The organism is Streptomyces sp. NPDC025721 (assembly GCF_055558595.1).
The window spans coordinates 122677-142985 of record NZ_JBVHMF010000011.1 but is presented as its reverse complement, the minus strand read 5'-3'; the positions used below and the strand labels follow the sequence as shown (position 1 = coordinate 142985).

Here is a 20309-nt window from a genome sequence, read left to right as displayed (position 1 = left end):
CGACGCTAAACGAATTCTCTGAGTCCGTCAGGAACGGTATCTTCGTCTCTCGCCCGGGTATTGAGCCTAACGGTGTTCCTATCTTGCGCATCGGCGCAGTCAGGCCTCTCCGCTTGGACCTGAGTGATCTCCGGTACAGCGGCCAGTCTGCCGAAGAACTCCGCAGCGGGGACAGTCTGGTACTGCCCGGGGACCTACTCTTTACTCGTTATAACGGCAATGCAGAGTTGGTGGGCGCATGCGCTTCCGTTCCCGAAGCCGCATCAATACTGACCTACCCGGACAAGCTTATCCGAGTACGAGTCAACCGAAAAGTGGTACTGCCGGATTTTGTGGCGTACGCGTTCTCTTGGCATGAGACTCGCGCTCGCGTCCGTCAGCACGCGAAGACCACTGCGGGACAAGTGGGAATTTCCGGAGGTGAACTCAAAAAGATCAAGATTCCAGTTCCGCCGCTGGAAGAGCAGTCGCGCATTGTAGCAGCGCTCGATGAGCAGCTTTCGCGCCTCACTGCGGCCGACGGAATACTTGAGATCAGCATACGCCGCATCGAACGATACCTCCAAGCGATGCTACACAGGATGACGTCGGCCCACGAACCAGTCCAACTGCGCGATGTATTGGCTTCTGGTCTAACGAATGGGCGATCAGTTCCGACGCGAGCGAGCGGGTTCCCTGTACTTCGTCTCACTGCCCTATCCGACACGCACGTTGACCTTAGCCAACACAAAGAAGGTGACTGGGAGGAGAACGAAGCAGAACCATTCCTTGTTCAACAGGGCGACTTCCTCATTTCTCGCGGCAATGGTTCGGTTTCTCTAGTCGGCCGCGGGTCGCTTGTCGCTGATACTCCAATTCCAGTCGCCTACCCTGACACCATGATTCGAGCGCGCCCCGACCTCACGAAGATTCTGCCTGACTTTCTGCGCATCATTTGGTCGTCACTGGCCGTGAGGCACCAGATTGAGAGCCAGGCACATACCACAGCGGGTATCCACAAGGTTAATCAGAGAATTCTTGGCACAATTCAAATCCCTTTGCCAGACCTGCCGACCCAACGGGCACTATGCGATCAGTGGTCAACTATTGAGCGACAGGCCGGGCATCTCACTCGTACCGTGTCGATCAGTAAGCGTCGAGGTGCCATCCTCCGTCGCTCCCTGCTTGCCGAAGCATTCGCCGGCCGCCTCGTCCGCCAGGATCCGGCCAATGAGCCCGCAGACACGCTGCTCGCTCATATCCAGGCCGAGCACGAAGCTGCGGGAGCGACCACGGCCCGGCATCAGAGCTTCCGACACACGCCCGAACAGCGCAGGCGCAAATCCGACACCGGAATGGCGCCGAAAACACCCGCACCACCTCCAACCGATTCTCCTGCACTAGCCTCCGCCGCCCAGCCCACCCTCGACTTGGAGTTTCCCTCGTGACCACGACCGAGGCCCGTCGGCTCGTCGACAAGCTCTGGAGCTACTGCCACGTCCTCCGAGATGACGGCGTTTCTACGATCGACTACGTCGAGCAGTTGACACTTCTCGTGTTCCTGAAGATGGCCCACGAGGCGCAGTCCCGTCCGCCGATGTTCCGCGAGCAGATCATGCCCGAGGGCCCGGTATGGGAGAACAGGGGGTGGCCCGAGCTGCTGAAGAACAACGGTGCCGCACTCGAAATGGCGTATGCCGCACTTCTCGAAGATCTTGGCAATCAGCGCAAGGACACGACCTTCCACCTGATCTTCAACGGAGCGCGGAACCGCATCCACGACCCAGCCAAGCTCAAGCGCCTGGTCAAGGACCTGATCGACAAGGAAGAGTGGTCGGGTCAGAAGACCGACATCAAGGGTGATGCCTACGAGGAGTTGCTATCCCGAGGCGCGGAGGACGTCAAGTCCGGTGCGGGCCAGTACTTCACCCCACGCCCGCTGATCCAGGCGATCACCGACTGCGTACGCCCGACGCCAGACGACACGATCACTGACCCCGCCTGCGGTACCGCAGGCTTCCTGCTGTCTGCCGCCGAGTACATCTTCCAGGAGTACGGGAACCGACTCACCCCAGAGCAGCGCCAACACCTCAGCAGCGGCGGCATCTGGGGCACCGAACTCGTCCGCAACACCGCACGCCTCGCCGCGATGAACCTCTTCCTGCACGGCATCGGCCACCCCACCGGACCTGCCCTCGTCCGCACCCGGGACGCCCTCGCCGCCCCGCCAGACAAGCGGGCGAGTCTGATCCTGGCCAATCCGCCCTTCGGTAAGAAGTCGTCCATCACTGTGTACGGGGACGACGGCTCCGCCGCTCGTGAGGCGATCGCCTACGAGCGACGTGATTTCTGGGTCACCACGACCAACAAGCAGCTCAATTTCGTTCAGCACATTGCCTCCCTGCTGGAGATCCACGGCCGGGCTGCGGTCGTCGTCCCAGACAATGTGCTCTTCGAGGGCGGCGCAGGTGAGACCATTCGCCGACGCCTGCTCAACGAGTACGACGTGCACACCCTGCTCCGTCTGCCTACCGGCATTTTTTACGCGGGCGGCGTCAAGGCGAACGTGCTGTTCTTCGAGCGCAAGCCTGCTCGCCCCCACCAGCCGTGGACCGAGAAGCTGTGGGTCTACGACCTCCGTACTGCCCAGCACTTCACTCTCAAGCAGACTCCCCTCACCCGGGCCCACCTTGAGGACTTTGTGCAGTGCTACCGCCCCGATGACGACCGCTCCAAGCGCGTAGAGACCGAGCGGTTCAAGGCGTACACATACGACGAGCTGATCGCCCGCGACAAGGCGAACCTCGACATCACATGGCTCCGCGACCCGAGCCTTGACGACGCCGACAACCTCCCCGCCCCCGAGGTCCTGGCCGCCGAAATCGTCGAAGACCTCCAGGCCGCGCTGGACGAGTTTGCCGCCATCGCCGAGACACTTCAGCAGGCGAGGGCTGGACACACCGAAGAAGCGGCGTCGCCCATCGACGAGTGACAGTTCTTCCTGTCGAGCGACCCGCCCAGCAGCACGATGCACAGCCAGGCACCATGAGGCAGCCGTAAGCTCCCGGGCATGAGTCTGCGTCTGAGCACCGTGATCCTGCCCATCTACCCCTGGGCCGAGGGGCGGAAGGTGTGGCAAGGAGCCGAGGAACTGGGCTTCCACGCCGCCTACACCTACGACCACCTGTCGTGGCGGGTGCCTTTCCGGGATCGGACGTGGTTCGGGGCGATCCCGACGCTGACCGCCGCTGCCGGTGTGACCGACAGCATCCGGCTGGGAACCCTCGTTACGTCACCTAACTTCCGGCATCCCGTGCCGTTCGCCAAGGAGTTGATGACGCTCGACGACGTCAGCGGCGGCCGGGTGACGCTCGGGATCGGGGCCGGCGGGACCGGATTCGACGCCGTCGTGCTCGGGCAGCAGCCTTGGACGCCGAGGGAGCGCGCCGACCGCTTCGCCGAGTTCGTGGAACTCCTCGACCGGTTGCTGCTCCAGGGCGACATCACCTTTAACGGCAACTCCTACTCAGCCGTCGGTGCCCGCAACGTCCCCGGCTGCGTGCAGTCTCCGCGCCTGCCATTCGCCGTCGCCGCCACCGGCCCGCGCGGCATGAAGCTCGCCGCGAAGTACGGCCAGGCGTGGGTGACCACTGGCGACCCCGCTCTGTACGAGACCGGCACCGCCAAGGAGTCCCTGGACGCCGTCCGCGGCCAGATCGACCGCCTCTCCACCGCCCTGCGCGAAGCCGCCCGCGACCCCGACAGCGTCCCCAAGATCCTCCTCACCGGCTTCACCCCAGACCGCGCAACCCCGTTCGAATCCGTCGACGCCTTTGTGGACTTCGCCGGCCGCCACGCCGAAGCCGGCATCACCGAGATCGTCATCCACTGGCCCATCCCCAACTCGCCGGACTTCGCCTACGACCACGCCACCTTCGAAAGCATCGCCACCGAAGCCCCCGGCCAGCTCACCTGATCGGTGACATACGACACGGTCGTACGGGCTGAGGCGGCGGGTGAGTCGCTGAATAGATCATGGCAAGCGGACTGACGAACACTCAGGCCACTCGTGAACTTAGGTCAACAAGCGGAGCACGCTCCACCGCGTGAACTCACCTCAGCGCATCCCTGGTCATTACCGAGTCAGGCTTTGGCCACGCATATGGACAGCAACGACAGTCCGTAAAGCATGATGCTGAAGTGCAGGATCACCCAGAGCCGATGAAGTCGGATGCGATGCATCCGGGGGAAGACCAGGTAGTGATCCGCTCGCGCCTGCACCAGCCTCTCGTCAGTGCCCAATACTCCACGCTCTACTAGGTCCCTGGTCAGAGCTCGCGCCTGAGACAGGTGGTAGGAGGCACGCTCGTAGTACTTCGATACAGCCACTGCACCATAGACCCCAATTAATACGACAAAAATACAAAGGGGCGTGACGTACAGCGAGAAGTGCTGTTGCACGATCAGTGCGCTCAAAGCGGCTGTGATGACGAGCAGGAGGTTCGTCAACATCGAGCGCTGGGTCTCGCACTGGCGTAACTGCTCCCGATGCTCCTTCCAGTAAGCGCGTATCGCCTCTTCTGAGATCCCGGCCATCAACTCCGCCCCCACACGCATCCGGATACCATGTACAGAGACCGCCCTGGTTCACAGGCGAACCTCTACCAGTGGAGACACCGTAGCGTGAGAGTCTTCATCAGCAGCGTGCGGAAGGGCCTGGAGGAAGAGCGAGACTCCCTCCACGGATTGATCAGTGCGCTGGGTCATACGCCAGTGCGCTTCGAGGACTTCTCAGCCCAGGCCACGCCCAGCAGAGAGGCGTGCCTGGCCGCGCTGGAGTCTGCAGATGTATACCTGCTCCTTCTGGGCCCCTACTACGGTCATGTGTTCCCGGAGACTGGGCAGTCGGCCACTCATGACGAGTGGGTGCACGCACAGAAGAAGGGGATGCGACGCCTCGTTTACCGGAAAGCCGGGGTGACGTTCGAGCCAGATCAGCACAAGTTCACGCGTAGCGTTGAAGCGTACGCTACGGGCGTGTTCCGGGGCTCTTTCTCCAACAGCGTCGACCTTCTTACTAAGGTCACACAGATGCTGCGCGAGTTGGAGTCGCAGCCGTCTTCCCTCGAGTTCAAAAGGTTGACCCAGAAACCTACCTTGCACTGGATTGCGAACGACAACGGAGCGCATCCGGTTACTAGCCCCCAAGGCTCTTTGCTGGAACTCCACACGCTACCTGTGGATCACCCCGGATATTCTGCTCGCGAAATGGAGCGGTCCGTCGACTCGTTGGTGAACCGGGTGCGCGGGACCGAATACATCAAGAATGACGCCGCACTCAGCTCTTCCAGAGGTACGGATCACGTGGCTGTCAGTATCGGCATCGGAAACGAACGGCGTCTAGCCTGGGACAAGTCCCAGGCCGGAGAGATCAAGGAAGTGCGGCTCTACAGGACTGGCCAGATCTCCACCAGGGCTACGCTTCCAAAGGACGGGATGGGATCGATCCTGGATCGTGAAGTTCTACCGAAGCAGGTCGCTGAAATGCTGCGAATGACAGGAGCCTTGGGCATCATCCAGGATGGGCATGTCGTCGTAGCAGTCGGTGTGCCGTCAGAGGGGGTCAGCGTCGACACCTTTGACCCACGTCGCTCGCGGAATCGCATGCAACCATTGAACTCCGGCCGTCCGGCCGGCGTACTACGCACCGAACCGGATGAGTCGGTCAGCCTGGCAGCTCTGGACAATGGCGCCGACGAAGTCGCCGGCGACCTCTCCCGACTGCTGTTTGCGCAACTGCCGGCCTACTGACGTTCAAAGCGTGGTGTCAGTGGGGCTGACGGTTCATGGTCTCTGCGGTATGCCAGGTTGCACGAGTCGGTCTAGCGAGGCTGAGGCCGACGGACTCCGAGGTCCCTTCGGAGACCGGACCACGGGCGCAATACCGCCAATCATGCCTGGCCGTAAGGCCGTTGTCGGTCCTACGGTTTAGCCTACGGCCATGCGACCGCCTCTTGAAAACGCTCTACGCAACGCGCTCGTGCGGAACCTGGAGCTGATCGAGCCGGGGCTCCGTCCGGTCCAGCTCGAGGAGTACCCGCTGCCCAACGCACACGGCACCAGGGGCAGTATCGACATCCTGGCCCGTGATCGCCATCAGATGTGGGTGGTCATCGAGCTGAAGCGGTCCCGGTCCAGCGCGCGGCAAGCCCTGCACGAGGTCAACAAGTACACGGAGCTTCTCTGCCGGGAGAAGAATCTCGCGCCGGACCGCATCCGTGCAGTGATCGTTGCCATGCCGGATGACTGGGAGGAGCTCCTGATCGCCGTCAGTCACGCCGCGCGTGACTGGAGTCATGATCTTCGCGGGTACCAGCTGCTCCTGGACAGGAACGGCGCCCCCACCGGGACTGAGCGGGTGGATCTTCTGCCCCGGGCGTTCGAACCCCGCATCACCCCCATCCACAACCTGTTCTTCTTCGCCACGGAGGAACAGCGTGAGCAGGGCTGGAGGATCATCAGCAAGGTCGCGGACGAGCTGGGGGCGCTCGACCTGTTGGCGGCGGATCTGGACCGGGTAGCGGAGAAGCACTACATTCCGGCGCCTTTCGGCCTGTACCTGGCGGTCGGCCGGGTGAACGAGGAACTCGCCGCAACGGATCTCCTGGGTGGTTACGACGGGCCTGAGCCGTTCGCTGACGAACATCAGGCGGAGTACCTGGCCCTCTGTGAGATCTGCAACCGTCTTGCGCGCAGCAAGCTGCGTGGAATGAACATGGAGTCCGCACGGCCAGGGCTGTTGAAGAATCTCCGCGACGACCCCAACTGGGCCATCCAAGGCTTCCGAGGCACCGGCGCCTACGACGTCACGGCCGCCTTCGAAGAGCAAGACCTGTTCCGCTTCCTTACTGGAGACGAACGAGGAGACAGCCAGATCCTGTACACGGGCACCGCTAGCCCGCAGGTAGCCAGCCGTTGGAAGGCATTCCGGCAGGAGGCTCGGCAGAGCCTGGCCGGTAACCACGAGTGGGAGTCACTGGTGGCCGGCTGGCTTGACGAAATGGGCCCGAAGGTCGGTGAGGGAGATGTCGGACTGCACGTCTACAACCCCTGTGACCTCCTGCAAACAATCATCCATGGGTGGCCAGATGGCCTGGAGAATCTACTGCCCATGGTCATGGGCGAGGCCGTACCCCGCCACGGGCTACGGCACTCGGTGCGTGGCGCCCTGTGCTGGAACGGCCAAGGCATGCCGTTGCCTGATGCGGTACGGCTCGTGTACCGCGATCCGCTGTTCCTGGTGAGCAACATGTATGCGGGGACCGTGTGGGAACGTGACCGAGAGCTCTTGGATCTCCTGGGGCTGCACTACGTGCTCCTGGAGAAGATCGGACTCGTTGGGTCCGAGGCGACGGTGGCCGACGAGCACCGTATCTGGATACACCAAGATCAGGGTGCTCGCGCCTACTCCTCGGACACGGACCCTCGCGGGTACGCGCAGGCGTACGCAAGCATTGCGGCCGATGGGGAGATCGTCTCAATTGGGCAGTACCTCAACAGGCATTCCCAGGAAGTAGAGCTGGTAGCCCGGGAGTACCGCGCCGTCATTCATGTCGTCTAGCTCTCGCCGGAGCTGGTCCGTGCTGACCTAGCTCGAGCGGTTAGAGCGGATCGCCACAACTCTGACAAGTGTCCTCGCCGTTGTCGTACATGATTCCGCAGCAGTACGACGGCCCACCGCTGACCTCAAAGCAGGCTTCGTGCCAGTCTTCCCCATTAAAGTCGACGCGACTGCCGTCCTTCTCGATCGGTTCGTCGCACCCCTCGCAGATGACTGTCATCACGTTCTCTCCTCACGCCAACTCCGCCGCGTCCCAGTCCCAGCACGGTAGCAAGCCGGCAGCCCAGGATGTGTCCAGCAGGTTGTGATTCCCAGAGAGGTGGACATCGCTTCTTCTAACCTTGGGTGCCGTTCATGCAGGTCAGGCCGTGATGCGTGAACGCGGCTTGACCGACGTCACCAGGGTGCCCAGGCGCATCCGGCCGGTGACCGCGGCGGCAGCGGTCAGCGTCGGCACCGCGCCGTACCACGGCTTGTCCCGGAAGCTCCGCCAGGACAGATGGTCATACGTATAGGCGGTCCCGAACCCCAGATCCTCGGCCCGCCGCCACACCTCCCGCCCCTCGGCGGCCCAGCGGTAGATCGGCAGAATCACAACACTCAAACGCAAGCTCATGCTCGGGAGCTTACGGCCGGCCGGAGCCCCCCCGGCCCTCCCGCGTGCCTCGTAGCGGAGCACTTGCAGGGCGGGTCTGCTACTCGTCGCTGCCCGACGGCCTCTGGGCATGTCGTCGTATCCAGTGGCCTCGGCGGCCGCGAGCCTCTTCCCTCGGGAGCGCCGACCCGCCGCTACCGGCGGGGTATCCGGAGCAGCAAGCGAAGGGTCTTGCGTGCGTCGCGGCGGCGGTGCGGGGTGCGGGCGCCCAGCGAGGTGAGTGCAGCGATCGCGATGGTCGTGGCGTGGGCGGCGCCGGTGAGGACGGTGATCAGGGGGATCAGGGGGATCAGGGACGAGTGCACGGCTGCCTCCGGGTGGTCGTTGGGCGGAGGCATCTTTATCCGGTCCACGGCGGGTTTCCGGCAACGCGCGAGGGCGGGCGGGAAGCGCTAATAGTCTGGTCAACTGCGGTGAGCCGAGTTTTCCGGAGGCGGGTGTGGGCGGAACCCGATTACCGGGGACGGAGGACCTGGCGGGGCGGCTTCTGGCCGAAGTGGCGCGCCTCTACGCAGTGGCGGGCAGCCCTCCTCGGGAGGCGCTGGTGAGGCGGTGCACCGAGGCGCTCGGCGATCGTGTCAGTTTGTCCACGGTGAATCCCTGGCTGCTCGGGCAGAGCCTGCCCAAGTCCGGCTCGCCGGTCTTCCTCACGCTCGTGGGCGTGCTGCAGCAGATGGCCGCTGAGCGGGGCGCGCAGGTCACCAAGCGCAGCGAGGGCGCGTGGAGCCAACTGCTGAGGAATGCCAACGATCAGCGGGCGGCCGAGAAGCGCGGCGGTCGGCCCCGGAAGAAACCACCCGGCGCGCCCAGGAAGCCGGTGAGCCCACGGACGCTGCCCGCAGACATCGCGGACTTCACCGGGCGCGATGCCCAGGTGAGCGAACTCCTCGGTTTGCTCGAGCCGGGCGCTCCGGCGGAGGTTGTGCTCGTCGCCGCCGGCATGGCGGGTATCGGCAAGACCACGCTGGCAGTTCACGTCGCCGACCGGGCCCGCCGGGCGGGCTGGTTTTCCGGCGGGGTGCTGTTCGTCGACCTGCTCGGCTTCAGCCCGGATGCCTCCCTCGACGCCGCTGGGGCCGCTGCGGTCTTGCTGCGCGATCTGGGTCGACGTGCGGCGCCGCCGCCGGCGAGGGAGCGGGCCGGGGCCTTGCGCTCCCTGCTCGCCGGACGGCCGCCGGTGCTGATGGTGCTGGACAACGCCGTGTCCGCGAAGCAGCTGACAGGACTGGTACCTCATCCTCCGCACCGGCTGCTCGTCACGTCCCGCGACACGCTTTCGGCGCTCCCGTCGGCCCGTGTCGTCCGGCTCGACTCGCTGTCCGAGCAGGAGTCGGTCCTGATGCTGGATCGTGCACTGCGCCAGGCGTGCCCCGCCGACGACCGGGTGACGGCCGAGCCCGGCGCCGCCCGCCGGATCGCCGAGCTGTGCGGTTTCCTGCCTCTGGCGCTGCGCATCACCGCCGCACAACTGCGCGACGACCCCTACCATTCACTCGCCGCCCAGGCCGAGGCCCTCTCCCAGGCGCACGCCCGGCTCGGCCTGCTCAGCTATGACGACGTGGATGCCGACGGCCGTCCGCTGGCCGTGCGCGCCGCGTTCGACCTGTCCTTCGACCGGCTCGCCGACGCATCCCAACGCGCTTTCCGACTGATCGGCGCCCTGCCCGGCCCGGACATCGGCCAGGAAACGGCCGCCATCGGTCTCGACCGCAGCGCCCAGGACACCTATCGCCTGCTGGCAGACCTGGTCCGGCGCCACCTGCTGCGCAGACGGCCGGACAGCCGCTGGGACACGCACGACCTCCTGCGCCTGTACGCGGCCGAACAGGTGGCGCCCGGGGAGTACGAGGCCGCTCTGGACCGGATGCTGCACCACTACAGGCGGCGCGTCCCGGCGACCTGCCGCAGCGTCTCCCGGGACACGGGCCGCGCGAAGGACCGGCGTCAGGCGGTCGAGTGGCTGGACACCGAACACCGCGCTGTCGCCGCGGTTGTGGTGGCAGCCTGCGAACACGGCCGGCGTCGCGAAGCGGTGCACCTGGCCAACGACATGTCGACGTACTGGGAGTTCCGCAGACTAGGCCGGGAGTGGACCGCCGCCGCCGAAGCGACCCTGGAGGCGGCGCACAACCTGAGCGCGTACGAGTTCGCCATGGCGTCCTCGAACCTCGGCAACGCCTACCGGGCGGATCATCGGTCCGCCGAGGCGCTGCCCCACCTGGAACGCGCGGCGCTGCTCGCACCGAATGAGCTCGTCCGGGGCAGGGCGCTGCACAACCTGGGCCTCGTCCAGTTCCAGCTGGGCCGGTACTACGACGCCGCGTCCAACCACCGGGCCGACCTGGACATCTGCCGCTCCCAAGGAGACGAGCTGGGAGCGGTTCAGGCGCTCGTCGCCCTAGGCGACGCACAGCGCAAGCTCGGTCGGCACTCCGAGGCCGCCGACACATTGGTGACGGCGCTCTCCGTGCTGAGCACCAGCCGCCACGGTGCCCGCGGCAGCCGCACCGACACACAGCAGAACGCGCACGTGAACCTCGCGCTCACCCTCATGGACTGGAACGCGGTGACCTATGGAAACTGCGGTATCTGGCACTTGTGCCATGCACTGCGGATCGCCCTCGAACGCGGGGACCGGGTCAGCCAGCTCATCATCCTGACCGATCTCGCCGCTCTCTATCTCGCCGTCTGTCCCAAGTGCTACGCCGAACCGGCCCTGGACTGCGCGATCCGCGCGCTCGCGCTGTCCGAAGACGGCGGCGACCCCGTCGTCGCGGCTGGCGCTCTGCTCACTCTGGGCCGTGCCCACCTCGTCCGGGGAGACACGGCAGCAGGTACTGCGGCGCTTCGGCAGGCGCAGGAGGCGTACGCGGCCCAGGGCCGACCCGAGGCAACCAAGATCCCGTCGCTTCTCCAGGAGACCGCAACCGAGCACATCACAGGCTGCCGGGGCGCGGACGTCACCCTATGGGAACGCGCCCTGCACGAATCGGTCCTGGACGGCCAATACGACGAACTGGAGCGCATCACCTTCTACGGGTTCCGGTATGTGGTGCGGCATTAGGTTGCTCTCTGCGGATCATCCGATCGTCGGTCCGGGTGTGCCCAGATGACGAATAGTCCAAGGTCAGCTCGTGATGCATGAACGCGGCTTGGCCGACGTCACCAGGGTGCCCAGGCGCATCCGGGCGGTGACCGCGGCGGCGGTCAGGGTCGGCACCGCGCCGTACCACGGCTTGTCCCGGAAGCTCCGCCAGGACAGATGGTCATACGTATAGGCGGTCCCGAACCCCAGGCCGGGCGCGTCAGGGGGGGGCGGGGCGGAGGGGTTTGTACCAGAGGGTGGACGGACTCTTGGTGCGGGGACGGGTCTGCTGTACAAATATGACCCATGAATCACGATCTTTTGGTGCGACGCCTGGTCATCGACCTGTGCCGACGCCCGGTTTCGTGTTGTCGCTGATCACGCGTCTCTGACGCCGCCCGCCGTTCGGTCCTCGACCCGGCGCGGCCCCTTTCCCGAACTTCGTTGAGCCCACCCCGTCGTGGGGCGTTCGGCTCTGCCCTTTTCCCCTTCTGCTCTCGCTCGGGGACAGTCGCCGCTGTCGCTTGACGTCGACCGCGCCTGCCCTGGCACCCCCATGGAGGCAGTCCGTTGTCCGCCACCTCACGCCTGCCAGAAGCCGGTCCCGCCGCGATATCCGACGAGCCGACCGATCCGGCCGAGCCGCCGGGGCGCGGCCGTCCTCGCGCGAAGGGCGTCTGGGCGCGCGTACGCCGTCTCGCGCTGCCGCTCGGCTCGCTCCTGCTCTTCCTCGTGCTGTGGCAACTGCTGGCGGCGAGCGGGAAGTGGAGCGAGACGCTGGTGCCGCCCCCCGCCAAGGTGTGGGACGCGTTCATCGACGTGTCCACGACCCACGACGGCGTGCGGGGCTACAACGGCACCACTCTCATCGACCACTTGGCCATCAGCCTGCGCCGCATCGCGATCGGCGGCGGTATCGGCATCGCCCTCGGAGTGCTGTTCGGCCTGCTCATGGGCACGGTCGGCTGGGTGCGCTCGCTGTTCGAGCCCTGGATCACCTTCCTGCGGACGCTGCCGCCGCTGGCGTACTTCTCCCTGCTGATCATCTGGCTGGGCATCAACGAGGAACCGAAGATCACCCTGCTGGCCATCGCCGCCTTCCCGCCCGTGGCGGTGTCGACCACCGCGGCCGTCGCCGCCGCGCCGCGCGGCCTTGTCGAAGCGGCCCACGCGCTCGGCGGGTCGCGGTGGGACGTCATGCGGGACGTCATCGCCCCGTCGGCGCTGCCGGAGATCCTCACCGGCGTCCGGCTGGCGGTCGGGGTCACGTACTCCTCCCTCGTCGCCGCCGAGCTGGTCAACGGGCTGCCCGGCATCGGCGGCATGGTCAAGGACGCCGCCAACTACAACAACACGCCGGTGGTGCTCGTCGGCATCTTCACCATCGGCGTCTCGGGGCTCGTCATCGACGGTCTGCTGCTGTGGCTGGAGCGCAGCGTCGTGCCGTGGCGCGGCCGTTCCTAGTTCCCGGCCGCCCGCCCGCCCCCGTCCGTGGCCCGGTCCCTCGCAGCCAGCAGCGAGCAGCCCGCGGCTCCGGGCCCCCGTAACCCGCAACCCGCAACCGGTACCCCGTACGCCCTTCGCCCCGCCCGTCCCCTCCTCGCACAGAAACGGCTCCCCATGTCTGCCTGGAAGCACCGAGTTCCCGTCGGCACCGCCGCCCAAGGACCCTCGCGCCGCCTGCTGCTCGGCGGTGCGCTGGCCGCCGCGGCCTCCGTCGCCCTCACCGCCTGCGGCTCGGACGGCGGCAGCTCGTCCGGCGGTTCCAAGCGGCTGCGCATCGGCTACTTCGCCTTCCCCAGCGGCGACTTGCTCGTGAAGAACCACAAGCTGCTGGAGAAGGCGCTGCCGGACTACAAGATCACCTGGATCAAGTTCGACTCGGGCGCCAGCGTCAACCAGGCGTTCCTGGGCAAGTCCCTCGACATCGGCGCCCTCGGCTCCAGCCCCTTCGCGCGCGGGATCTCCGGCTCCTCGCCGATCCCGTACAAGGCCGCGTTCATCCTCGATGTCGCGGGCGAGAACGAGGCGTTGGTGGCCCGCAAGAGCACCGGCATATCCGATGTGGCCGGTCTCAAGGGGAAGACGGTCGCGACGCCGTTCGCCTCCACCTCGCACTACAGCCTGCTGGCGGCGCTGGACGCGGCGGGCCTCAAGGCGTCGGACGTCAAGCTCGTCGACCTCCAGCCGCAGGCGATCCTCGCCGCGTGGCAGCGGGGGGACATCGACGCCGCGTATGTGTGGCTGCCAACCCTGGACGAACTGCGCAAGACCGGAACGCAGTTGATCAGCAGCAAGGAGATCAGCGCGGGCGGCAAGCCGACGCTGGACCTGGCCGTGGTCTCGGACGCGCTGATCGCCAAGGACCCGCACGCGATCGACGTGTGGCGCAAGGCGCAGGCGCAGGCGCTCGGGCTGCTCAAGTCCGACCCCGAGGGCACGGTCAAGGCCGTCTCCGCCGAGCTGAACATCAGCGCGGACGACGCCAGGAAGCAACTCGCGCAGGGCGTGTTCCTCACCCCCGACGAGGTCGCCTCCGCCGCGTGGCTGGGTACGGAGGGGCAGCCGGGCAAGCTCGCGACGTATCTCACCGGCACCGCCCGGTTCCTGGCCGACCAGAAGCAGATCGACGCCGCGCCGTCCGAGGACGTCGTCGGCAAGGCGCTGTATCTGAAGGGGCTGCCCGATGTCCTCAAGTGAGACGGCGAGCGGGACCGTTGGCCGGACGGCCGACAAGACCACCGGGCCCGAGGCTGCCGCGGCTGCCGACGCCACTCGTGCCGACACCACCCGCTCCGACGCCCCCCGCTCCGACACCAACCGTGCCGACGCCACACCCGCCGCCGGGGTCATCGCGCTCGACCGCGTCACCCACCGGTACGGCAAGGGCGAGGAGGCGGTCACCGCCGTGGGACCGGTCGATCTGACCGTGCCCGCGGGCGAGTTCCTGGTGCTCGTCGGCGCGTCCGGCTGCGGCAAGAGCACGCTGCTGCGGCTGATCGCCGGATTCGAGCGGCCCGCCCACGGCTCGGTACGGGTGTCGGGCGTCGAGCCGCTGCCCGGCAAGGCGGCCGGCGTGGTGTTCCAGCAGCCCCGGCTCTTCCCGTGGCGCACGGTGAAGGGCAACATCGACCTGGCCCTGCGCTACGCCGGGGTCGACCGGGACCAGTGGCCCCGGCGCCGTGCGGAACTCCTCGCGCGCGTCGGCCTGGAGGGCACCGAGAAGCGGCGGATCTGGGAGATCTCCGGCGGCCAGCAGCAGCGCGTCGCCATCGCCCGCGCCCTGGCCGCCGACCACCCGCTGTTCCTGCTGGACGAGCCGTTCGCGGCGCTCGACGCGCTGACCCGCGAACGGCTCCAGGAGGACGTACGCCTGGTGACCGCGCAGACCGGGCGGACCACCGTCTTCGTCACGCACTCGGCGGACGAGGCGGTCTTCCTCGGCACCCGCATCGTGGTGCTGACCAAGGGGCCGGGCACCGTGGCCCTCGACCTGCCGATCCCGCTGCCGCGCGGCGACATCGACGCCGACGCGCTGCGCGACAGCGAGGAATTCGCCGAGCTGCGCGCCCGGGTCGCGCACACCGTGAAGGCCGCGGCGGCCTGATCCCTGGTCCCCGGTCCTCACGACCTCTCCATCCACGACACCCGCGCTCCGTATCGACGACATCCGCGATACCCGCGACACCCGCGGCACCCGCGACACCCACACCATCCGCGACAGAGGAGGAACCACAGGTGAGCATCACCAGCGAGCAGCCCGCCGTAACCGACGCCGACCGTCCGACGACGTCGTCAAGGCCGTCCCCGTCCTCAACGCCGTCCCCGTCGTCACGGGCGACCCCGTCCTCAACGCCGTCCCCGTCGTCCCCGTCGCCGAGGGCGACCCCGTCGTCAACGGCGTCCCGTCTGCCGATCACCCCGCTCGGCCCGCGCTTCGGCGCAGAGATCCACGGCATCGACCTCGGCCGGCTGGACGACGACCAGGTCACCGCGATCAGGGCGGCCCTCGTGGAGCACAAGGTGCTCTTCGTCCGGGGCCAGGACATCGACGACGCGGCGCAGATCGAGTTCGGCCGCCGCCTGGGCGAGGTCACCACCGGGCACCCGATCCACGACTCCGGCGACGTGGCCCCCGAGGTGTACGCCGTCGACAGCCAGGACAACGGCTTCGCGGACGTCTGGCACACGGACGTGACGTTCGTACGGCGCCCGCCGGCGATCTCCGTACTGCGCGCGGTGCTGCTGCCGCCCAACGGCGGCGACACGACATGGGCCGACAGCCAGCTCGCCTACGAGTCGCTGTCGCCGGGGCTGCGGGCGTGGGCCGACTCGCTGACGGCGGTGCACGACGGCACCCGCGAGTTCGGGTACTACCTGGCCCAGCGCAGGAAGGGCCGCGGGAACGTGTGGGAGGGAGAGGAGTACACCGAGCTGAAGCCGGTGGAGCACCCCGTGGTGCGGGTGCACCCCGAGAGCGGGCGCAAGGGGCTCTTCGTCAACCCGGGCTTCACCTCGCACGTTCTCGGGGTGTCGGACCACGAGAGCCGGGGGCTGCTCGACATCCTCTACGCCCACCTCACCAAGCCCGAGCACCTCGTACGCCACCGGTGGAGCGCCGGTGACGTGGCCCTGTGGGACAACCGCAGCACCGCCCACTACGCCAACCGCGACTACGGCGACCAGCACCGCGTCATGCACCGCATCACGTTGAGCGGGGACACGCCGGTCGGCCCCGTCGCAGGAGTAGGAGCAGGAACCGGAGCCGTGGGCTGACGGGCGGCACCGGGAAGTCCGCTCCGGCCCGCGCCGCCCGCACCAAACCCGCCCCGCCCCCCGCCCCCGGGCCCCGGACCCCGGGGGCGGGGCTGATCACGCCGATCACCTCTGCTTATCATCAGGTGTAGACATCACATGTAGACATCGGCTGTAGGCATCGGTCCGCCCCTGTCGGGCGCACGCATCACACGGTGCCTCAGGGCCCGGGCGCGAGGAGCACGATGGAGTCGGCACGGTCGCGGGCACTGGTGCCCTGTCTGGCGTTCATATGCCTGGTCACCGCCGTGATCGGCAGCCTCGGGGCACCGCTCATCCCGTCCATCGCCTCGATGGACCACGTGTCCGTAACCGACGCGCAGTGGTCGCTGACGATCACCCAGCTGGTGGCGGCGGTGGCCACGCCCGTGATGGGGCGGCTCGGTGACGGGCCGCACCGCAGGACCGTCGTCGTCGGCACCCTCGCGCTGGTCGTCGTCGGCTGCGTGCTGGCGGCGCTCCCCCTGGGCTTCGCCGCGCTGCTCGTCGGCCGCGCCCTCCAGGGCATCGGTCTCGGGCTCACGCCGCTGACCATCGCCGTGGCCAGGGACGTACTGCCCGCCGCCCGCGCCGTTCCGGTGATCGCCCTGCTGTCGATCACCGCCGTGACGGGGGTGGGCCTGGGCTATCCGCTCACCGGTCTGATCGCGCAGGGCGGCGGCGTCCGCGCGGCGTACTGGTTCGGCGTGGCCGTCAGCGTGCTCGGCCTCGCCGCCGCCGCGTGGGTCGTCCCGGCCGCGCGGCATCGCGCCCGCGTCCGGCTGGACGGGGTCGGCGCGGTGCTGCTGGCCGTGGCCACCGCGTCGCTGCTGGTCGCGATCAGCGAGGGCGAGAGCTGGGGCTGGGCCTCGGCGCGCGTGGACGGCATGGTCGCCGCGTCCGTCCTGCTCTTCGCGAGCTGGGTGTGGTGGGAGCTGCGTACGGATCATCCGCTGGTCACACTGCGGCTGGTACGTGACCGGGCGGTGCTGACCGCGAGCGTCGCGGCGGTGCTCGCGGGCGTCGGCATGTACCTGCTGCTGTCCACCGTCACCAGGCTGGTGCAGACGCCCGCCACCACGGGGTACGGGCTGGGCCGGACGGTGGTCGTGGCCGGTCTCGCCCTGACGCCGTTCTCCCTGGGCAGCTTCCTGGCCAACCGGCTCACCCCGGTACTGGTCCGCCGGATCTCGCCCCAGCGGGTCCTGCCGATGAGCTGCCTGGTGCTGCTCGCCGCGATGGCCCTGTTCACCGCATGGCGCGGGAACATGGCGCAGATCATGGCGGTCATGTTCGTCGCGGGCCTCGGCGTCGGGGTCATCTTCGCGGTCGTGCCGGGCTTCCTCGTCCGTGCGGTGCCCGCGCACGAGACGGGCAGCGCCATGAGCTTCAACCAGGTGCTGCGCTACATCGGTTACGCGGTCGGCAGCGCGCTGAGCGCGGCCGTGCTCGAAGCGCACACCGCGGAAGGCGCGGCGTTCCCCACGTCCGGTGGGTACAGTGCGGTGGGGCTGCTGAGCTGCGGCGTCTGGCTCGCCGCCGCCGTGGTGGCGGTGGCCGTGCCGTGGCGCCGACGCGGTTCGTCGGCACGGCCCGGTTCGTCGGCACGGCCCGCGGTGGCGGCCCAGGCGAGCCCCCGGGTGCGGGCGCGGCCCGGCGAACACGACGACCTCCACGAACTGGACGGAACGGCCGCGGAATGAGTGGAACGACACCGGCCGACGAACGGCCCGCCGGGGCGGCCCAGCACCGGCGCGACGCGGCGGGCAGCCGCGATCGCCTGCTGAAGGCCGCGGGCGAGCTGTTCGCAGAGCACGGGTACGACCGCACCACCGCGCGGGCCATCGGGAGCCGCGCCGGAGTCGATCCGGCGATGATCGCCCGCTACTTCGGCGGCAAGGCCCAGCTCTACATCGCCACGCTGCGCACCAACGACGGCCCGGACGACATCGTCGACCTCCTCGACCCCGACCGTCTGGCGACCATCCTCGACCGCACCCGGCGCCACGGCCCCAACCCCGTCTACCAGGTCGCCGTCCGCCCCCACGAGGACCCGGCCGGTCAGCAGGCCACCCGCGCGGAGCTGCACCGCCGTGTCGTGGACCCCCTCCACCGGCGCCTGCTCGCCGAGGGCACCCCCGACCCCGCCCTGCGCGCCGAACTCATCGCCGCCGCCTTCATCGGCGTCGTCCTGGCCCGCGGCTCCGGCGCCTTCACCCGCCTCCCCGCCCTCCCCGACGCCGAGCTCCGCACCCTCCTCCTCCAGATGCTGACCCCCCAAGCCCCGAGCCCGGACCCCGACTCCGACCCGGAACCCGGCCCGGACCCGGCCCCCAGCCCGGACCCGGCCCCTGACCCCGACTCCGCCCGCTAGGGGAGGGCCGGGAGGGCGAAGAGGCGGGCGGCGTTGTCGTGGCAGACGGCGCGGAGCCAGGCGGCGCCGAGGCCGGTGGATTCCAGGGCGTGGAGGGCGTGGGCGTAGGAATAGGGGATGTTGGGGAAGTCCGTGCCGAGCAGGACGCGGTCGGCGAGGGCGGACAGGCGGGGCAGGGCCGCGGGCGGGAAGGGGGCGGCCGACTCGCTGAAGTCGGTGAAGGCCATGGTGGTGTCGAGCAGGACCCGCTCGTGCCGCTCGGCGAGGCCGAGGAAGTCCTCGTACTCCGGCATTCCCAGGTGGGCGACGACGAGCCGCAGCCGCGGATGCCTGGCGAGCAGGGCGGCGACGGGGGCGGGGCCGGTGAAGGGGCCGGGGACCGGGCCGGAGCCGCAGTGGGTGACGACGGGAACGCCGGTGTCGGCGAGCAGGCCCCAGACGTCGTCGAGCAGCGGGTCGTTGGGGTCGTAGCCGCCGACCTGGAGGTGGCACTTGAAGACGCGCGCACCCTGGGCGAGGGCGCGGCGTACGTCGTCGGGGGCGCCGGGCTCGGCGAAGAACGTCGCGGTGTGCAGGCAGTCCGGGGTGCGGGCGGCGAATTCGGCGGCCCAGTCGTTCAGCCAGCGCGCCATGCCGGGCTTGTGCGGATAGAGCATCGAGGTGAAGGCCCGGACGCCGAAGCCGCGCAGGGTCTCGACACGCCGCCGCTCCTCCTCGCGGTACGCGATCGGCCAGGCGCGGCCGACGAGCGGACCGGCCGCGTCGAAGTACGCCCACACCTTGGCCATGACGCGCTCGGGCATGAAGTGGGTGTGCACGTCGATGAGGGCGTCGAGGCCCAGGGCCTGGCGGAACGCGGCGACCTCGGCCTGTTCGCCGCGCCGGGGCGGCTCCTCGGGAGGGGACACGCCGCCACCTTATCCAGCGCCTCAGGACCGGCCGCGGCCCCGTCGGCGCGGGGCTTCACAGGACCCCCTTGGTCCGAATGAGTGGCGTTTATGTGTATATCCGCGAATCCGGGGTGCGGCTCCCACGATTCCGTGCCGTCTTCCTCATGATCGGAGAAGTCAGATTTCCGCACCAAGGAATCGAGAGGTCATGAACGTCTTCAAGAACGTCACCGCCTTCTGGAGCGCCTTCGTCGGCGTGCTCCTCAAGCTCGTCGCCGGGCTCGGCTTCGCCACTCCGGCCCGCACCGCCCGCGTCCACACCGCCGCCGCCCAGGCCGCCACCGTCCCGGCCGCGGCCGTCGCCGCGGCGAACGGTACGCGCGCCACGCCGACACCCACCAGGACACCGTCCTGCGCCGCACTGCTGCCGGCCCCGCGCCCCAGCAGCCGCTCGCTGCCGCCCACGATGAAGCAGCGCATCAGGGCCGAGGCGCACGGCTCCTCCCCCTCCGCCCGCAGCATCGCCCCGGACACCGGCGAGGCCCTGCCCTACCCCGCCAGTCCGGCCCTCGCGGACCACGCCCTGACCAGCACCGCGGACGAAGCGGTGCTCGTCCGCTGAGCCGGACCGCGTACGACGATCCCGTACGTGGTCCCCGCACGGAGATCCCGCAGGAACTTCCGGGACGCAGTCCCCGCACGAACTCCCCTTCCGTACAAGCTTCTTGTACGACCAGCACCGCACCAACCCCACAGATTTCTGCGCCCCACAAGCGCAGCGCTCACCCTCGTCGCACCAGCAGCCGCACCAGCAGCCGCGCCGGCGGCCGCACCAGCCAGTCGTACCGTCAGCCGTATCCGCTGCCAGTCCGTCAGCCCGTACCCCTGCCGTGATCGCGTGACCCGCGCCC

At 68.2% G+C, this 20309-nt stretch carries 17 protein-coding genes and 2 pseudogenes; 13 read left to right on the top strand and 6 right to left on the bottom strand.

All coding sequences use genetic code 11. The features are described 5' to 3' along the window. Window positions 1–113 precede the first annotated feature (113 nt). The 3 genes from ACZ4EF_RS18015 (at window position 114) to ACZ4EF_RS18005 (ending at window position 3955) form a co-directional block, all read left to right on the top strand. The gene (locus ACZ4EF_RS18015; RefSeq protein WP_467505260.1) at window positions 114–1427 is read left to right on the top strand and encodes a restriction endonuclease subunit S; all 1314 of its coding nucleotides are present in this window, start codon (window positions 114–116) and stop codon (window positions 1425–1427) included. After that, window positions 1424–2971, top strand: coding sequence for an HsdM family class I SAM-dependent methyltransferase (locus ACZ4EF_RS18010; protein WP_467505258.1), 1548 nt, complete (start codon window positions 1424–1426; stop codon window positions 2969–2971). The genes ACZ4EF_RS18015 and ACZ4EF_RS18010 overlap by 4 nt, the downstream gene beginning before the upstream one ends. 78 nt (window positions 2972–3049) lie before the next feature. Continuing rightward, the gene (locus ACZ4EF_RS18005; RefSeq protein ID WP_467505256.1) at window positions 3050–3955 is read left to right on the top strand and encodes an LLM class flavin-dependent oxidoreductase; all 906 of its coding nucleotides are present in this window, start codon (window positions 3050–3052) and stop codon (window positions 3953–3955) included. A gap of 167 nt (window positions 3956–4122) precedes the next feature. Here ACZ4EF_RS18005 and ACZ4EF_RS18000 read toward each other — a convergent pair whose 3' ends face one another. Continuing rightward, on the bottom strand, window positions 4123–4596 hold the full coding sequence (locus ACZ4EF_RS18000) for a hypothetical protein (protein ID WP_467505254.1): 474 nt from the start codon (window positions 4594–4596) through the stop codon (window positions 4123–4125). A gap of 66 nt (window positions 4597–4662) precedes the next feature. Between ACZ4EF_RS18000 and ACZ4EF_RS17995 the strand changes: the two genes are divergently transcribed. Both ACZ4EF_RS17995 and ACZ4EF_RS17990 read left to right on the top strand, forming a co-directional pair. Next, entirely contained in the window at window positions 4663–5790 is a 1128-nt protein-coding gene (locus tag ACZ4EF_RS17995) for a DUF4062 domain-containing protein (RefSeq protein ID WP_467505252.1), read from the top strand. A 190-nt stretch (window positions 5791–5980) separates the two neighbouring features. Beyond that, window positions 5981–7600: an endonuclease NucS domain-containing protein gene (locus ACZ4EF_RS17990; protein ID WP_467505250.1), complete on the top strand. Its 1620-nt coding sequence runs from the start codon at window positions 5981–5983 to the stop codon at window positions 7598–7600. Window positions 7601–7640: 40 nt separating this feature from the next. On the opposite strand, the gene ACZ4EF_RS17985 is transcribed toward ACZ4EF_RS17990, so the two are convergent. From ACZ4EF_RS17985 to ACZ4EF_RS17975, 3 genes and pseudogenes are all read right to left on the bottom strand, one after another. Beyond that, entirely contained in the window at window positions 7641–7820 is a 180-nt protein-coding gene (locus ACZ4EF_RS17985; protein ID WP_467505385.1) for an LIM domain-containing protein, read from the bottom strand. A gap of 147 nt (window positions 7821–7967) precedes the next feature. Further along, window positions 7968–8216: pseudogene (locus ACZ4EF_RS17980) on the bottom strand (LLM class flavin-dependent oxidoreductase); the annotation flags it as partial. Between the two features lie 173 nt (window positions 8217–8389). Next, complete coding sequence (locus ACZ4EF_RS17975; RefSeq protein ID WP_467505248.1) at window positions 8390–8593, bottom strand: hypothetical protein; 204 nt, start codon at window positions 8591–8593, stop codon at window positions 8390–8392. 254 nt (window positions 8594–8847) lie between these two features. Between ACZ4EF_RS17975 and ACZ4EF_RS17970 the strand changes: the two genes are divergently transcribed. After that, a complete protein-coding gene (locus tag ACZ4EF_RS17970) occupies window positions 8848–11319 on the top strand; it encodes a tetratricopeptide repeat protein (protein ID WP_467505246.1) in 2472 nt (823 codons plus the stop codon). 69 nt (window positions 11320–11388) lie between these two features. Here ACZ4EF_RS17970 and ACZ4EF_RS17965 read toward each other — a convergent pair. Then, window positions 11389–11559, bottom strand: a pseudogene (locus ACZ4EF_RS17965) (LLM class flavin-dependent oxidoreductase); the annotation flags it as partial. Window positions 11560–12042: 483 nt separating this feature from the next. Between ACZ4EF_RS17965 and ACZ4EF_RS17960 the strand changes: the two are divergent. The 6 genes from ACZ4EF_RS17960 (at window position 12043) to ACZ4EF_RS17935 (ending at window position 18508) form a co-directional block, all read left to right on the top strand. Further along, window positions 12043–12804, top strand: a complete 762-nt coding sequence (locus ACZ4EF_RS17960; RefSeq protein WP_467505383.1) for an ABC transporter permease — start codon at window positions 12043–12045, stop codon at window positions 12802–12804. 156 nt (window positions 12805–12960) lie between these two features. Next, a complete protein-coding gene (locus tag ACZ4EF_RS17955) occupies window positions 12961–14040 on the top strand; it encodes a taurine ABC transporter substrate-binding protein (RefSeq protein ID WP_355336612.1) in 1080 nt (359 codons plus the stop codon). A gap of 151 nt (window positions 14041–14191) precedes the next feature. Next, the gene (locus ACZ4EF_RS17950; protein WP_391043497.1) at window positions 14192–14947 is read left to right on the top strand and encodes an ABC transporter ATP-binding protein; all 756 of its coding nucleotides are present in this window, start codon (window positions 14192–14194) and stop codon (window positions 14945–14947) included. Window positions 14948–15249: 302 nt separating this feature from the next. Beyond that, window positions 15250–16116, top strand: a complete 867-nt coding sequence (locus tag ACZ4EF_RS17945) for a TauD/TfdA dioxygenase family protein (protein WP_467505381.1) — start codon at window positions 15250–15252, stop codon at window positions 16114–16116. Between the two features lie 224 nt (window positions 16117–16340). Further along, window positions 16341–17837: an MFS transporter gene (locus ACZ4EF_RS17940; RefSeq protein WP_467505244.1), complete on the top strand. Its 1497-nt coding sequence runs from the start codon at window positions 16341–16343 to the stop codon at window positions 17835–17837. Next, a complete protein-coding gene (locus ACZ4EF_RS17935) occupies window positions 17834–18508 on the top strand; it encodes a TetR/AcrR family transcriptional regulator (protein WP_467505242.1) in 675 nt (224 codons plus the stop codon). Before ACZ4EF_RS17940 ends, ACZ4EF_RS17935 begins: the two co-directional genes overlap by 4 nt. Here ACZ4EF_RS17935 and ACZ4EF_RS17930 read toward each other — a convergent pair. Beyond that, window positions 18505–19416 carry an amidohydrolase family protein gene (locus ACZ4EF_RS17930; RefSeq protein ID WP_467505240.1) on the bottom strand — a complete coding sequence of 304 codons (912 nt, stop codon included), beginning with the start codon at window positions 19414–19416 and terminating at the stop codon, window positions 18505–18507. The genes ACZ4EF_RS17935 and ACZ4EF_RS17930 overlap by 4 nt on opposite strands. 190 nt (window positions 19417–19606) lie before the next feature. Between ACZ4EF_RS17930 and ACZ4EF_RS17925 the strand changes: the two genes are divergently transcribed. Beyond that, window positions 19607–20020 carry a DUF6344 domain-containing protein gene (locus ACZ4EF_RS17925; RefSeq protein WP_467505238.1) on the top strand — a complete coding sequence of 138 codons (414 nt, stop codon included), beginning with the start codon at window positions 19607–19609 and terminating at the stop codon, window positions 20018–20020. Window positions 20021–20309: the final 289 nt, after the last annotated feature.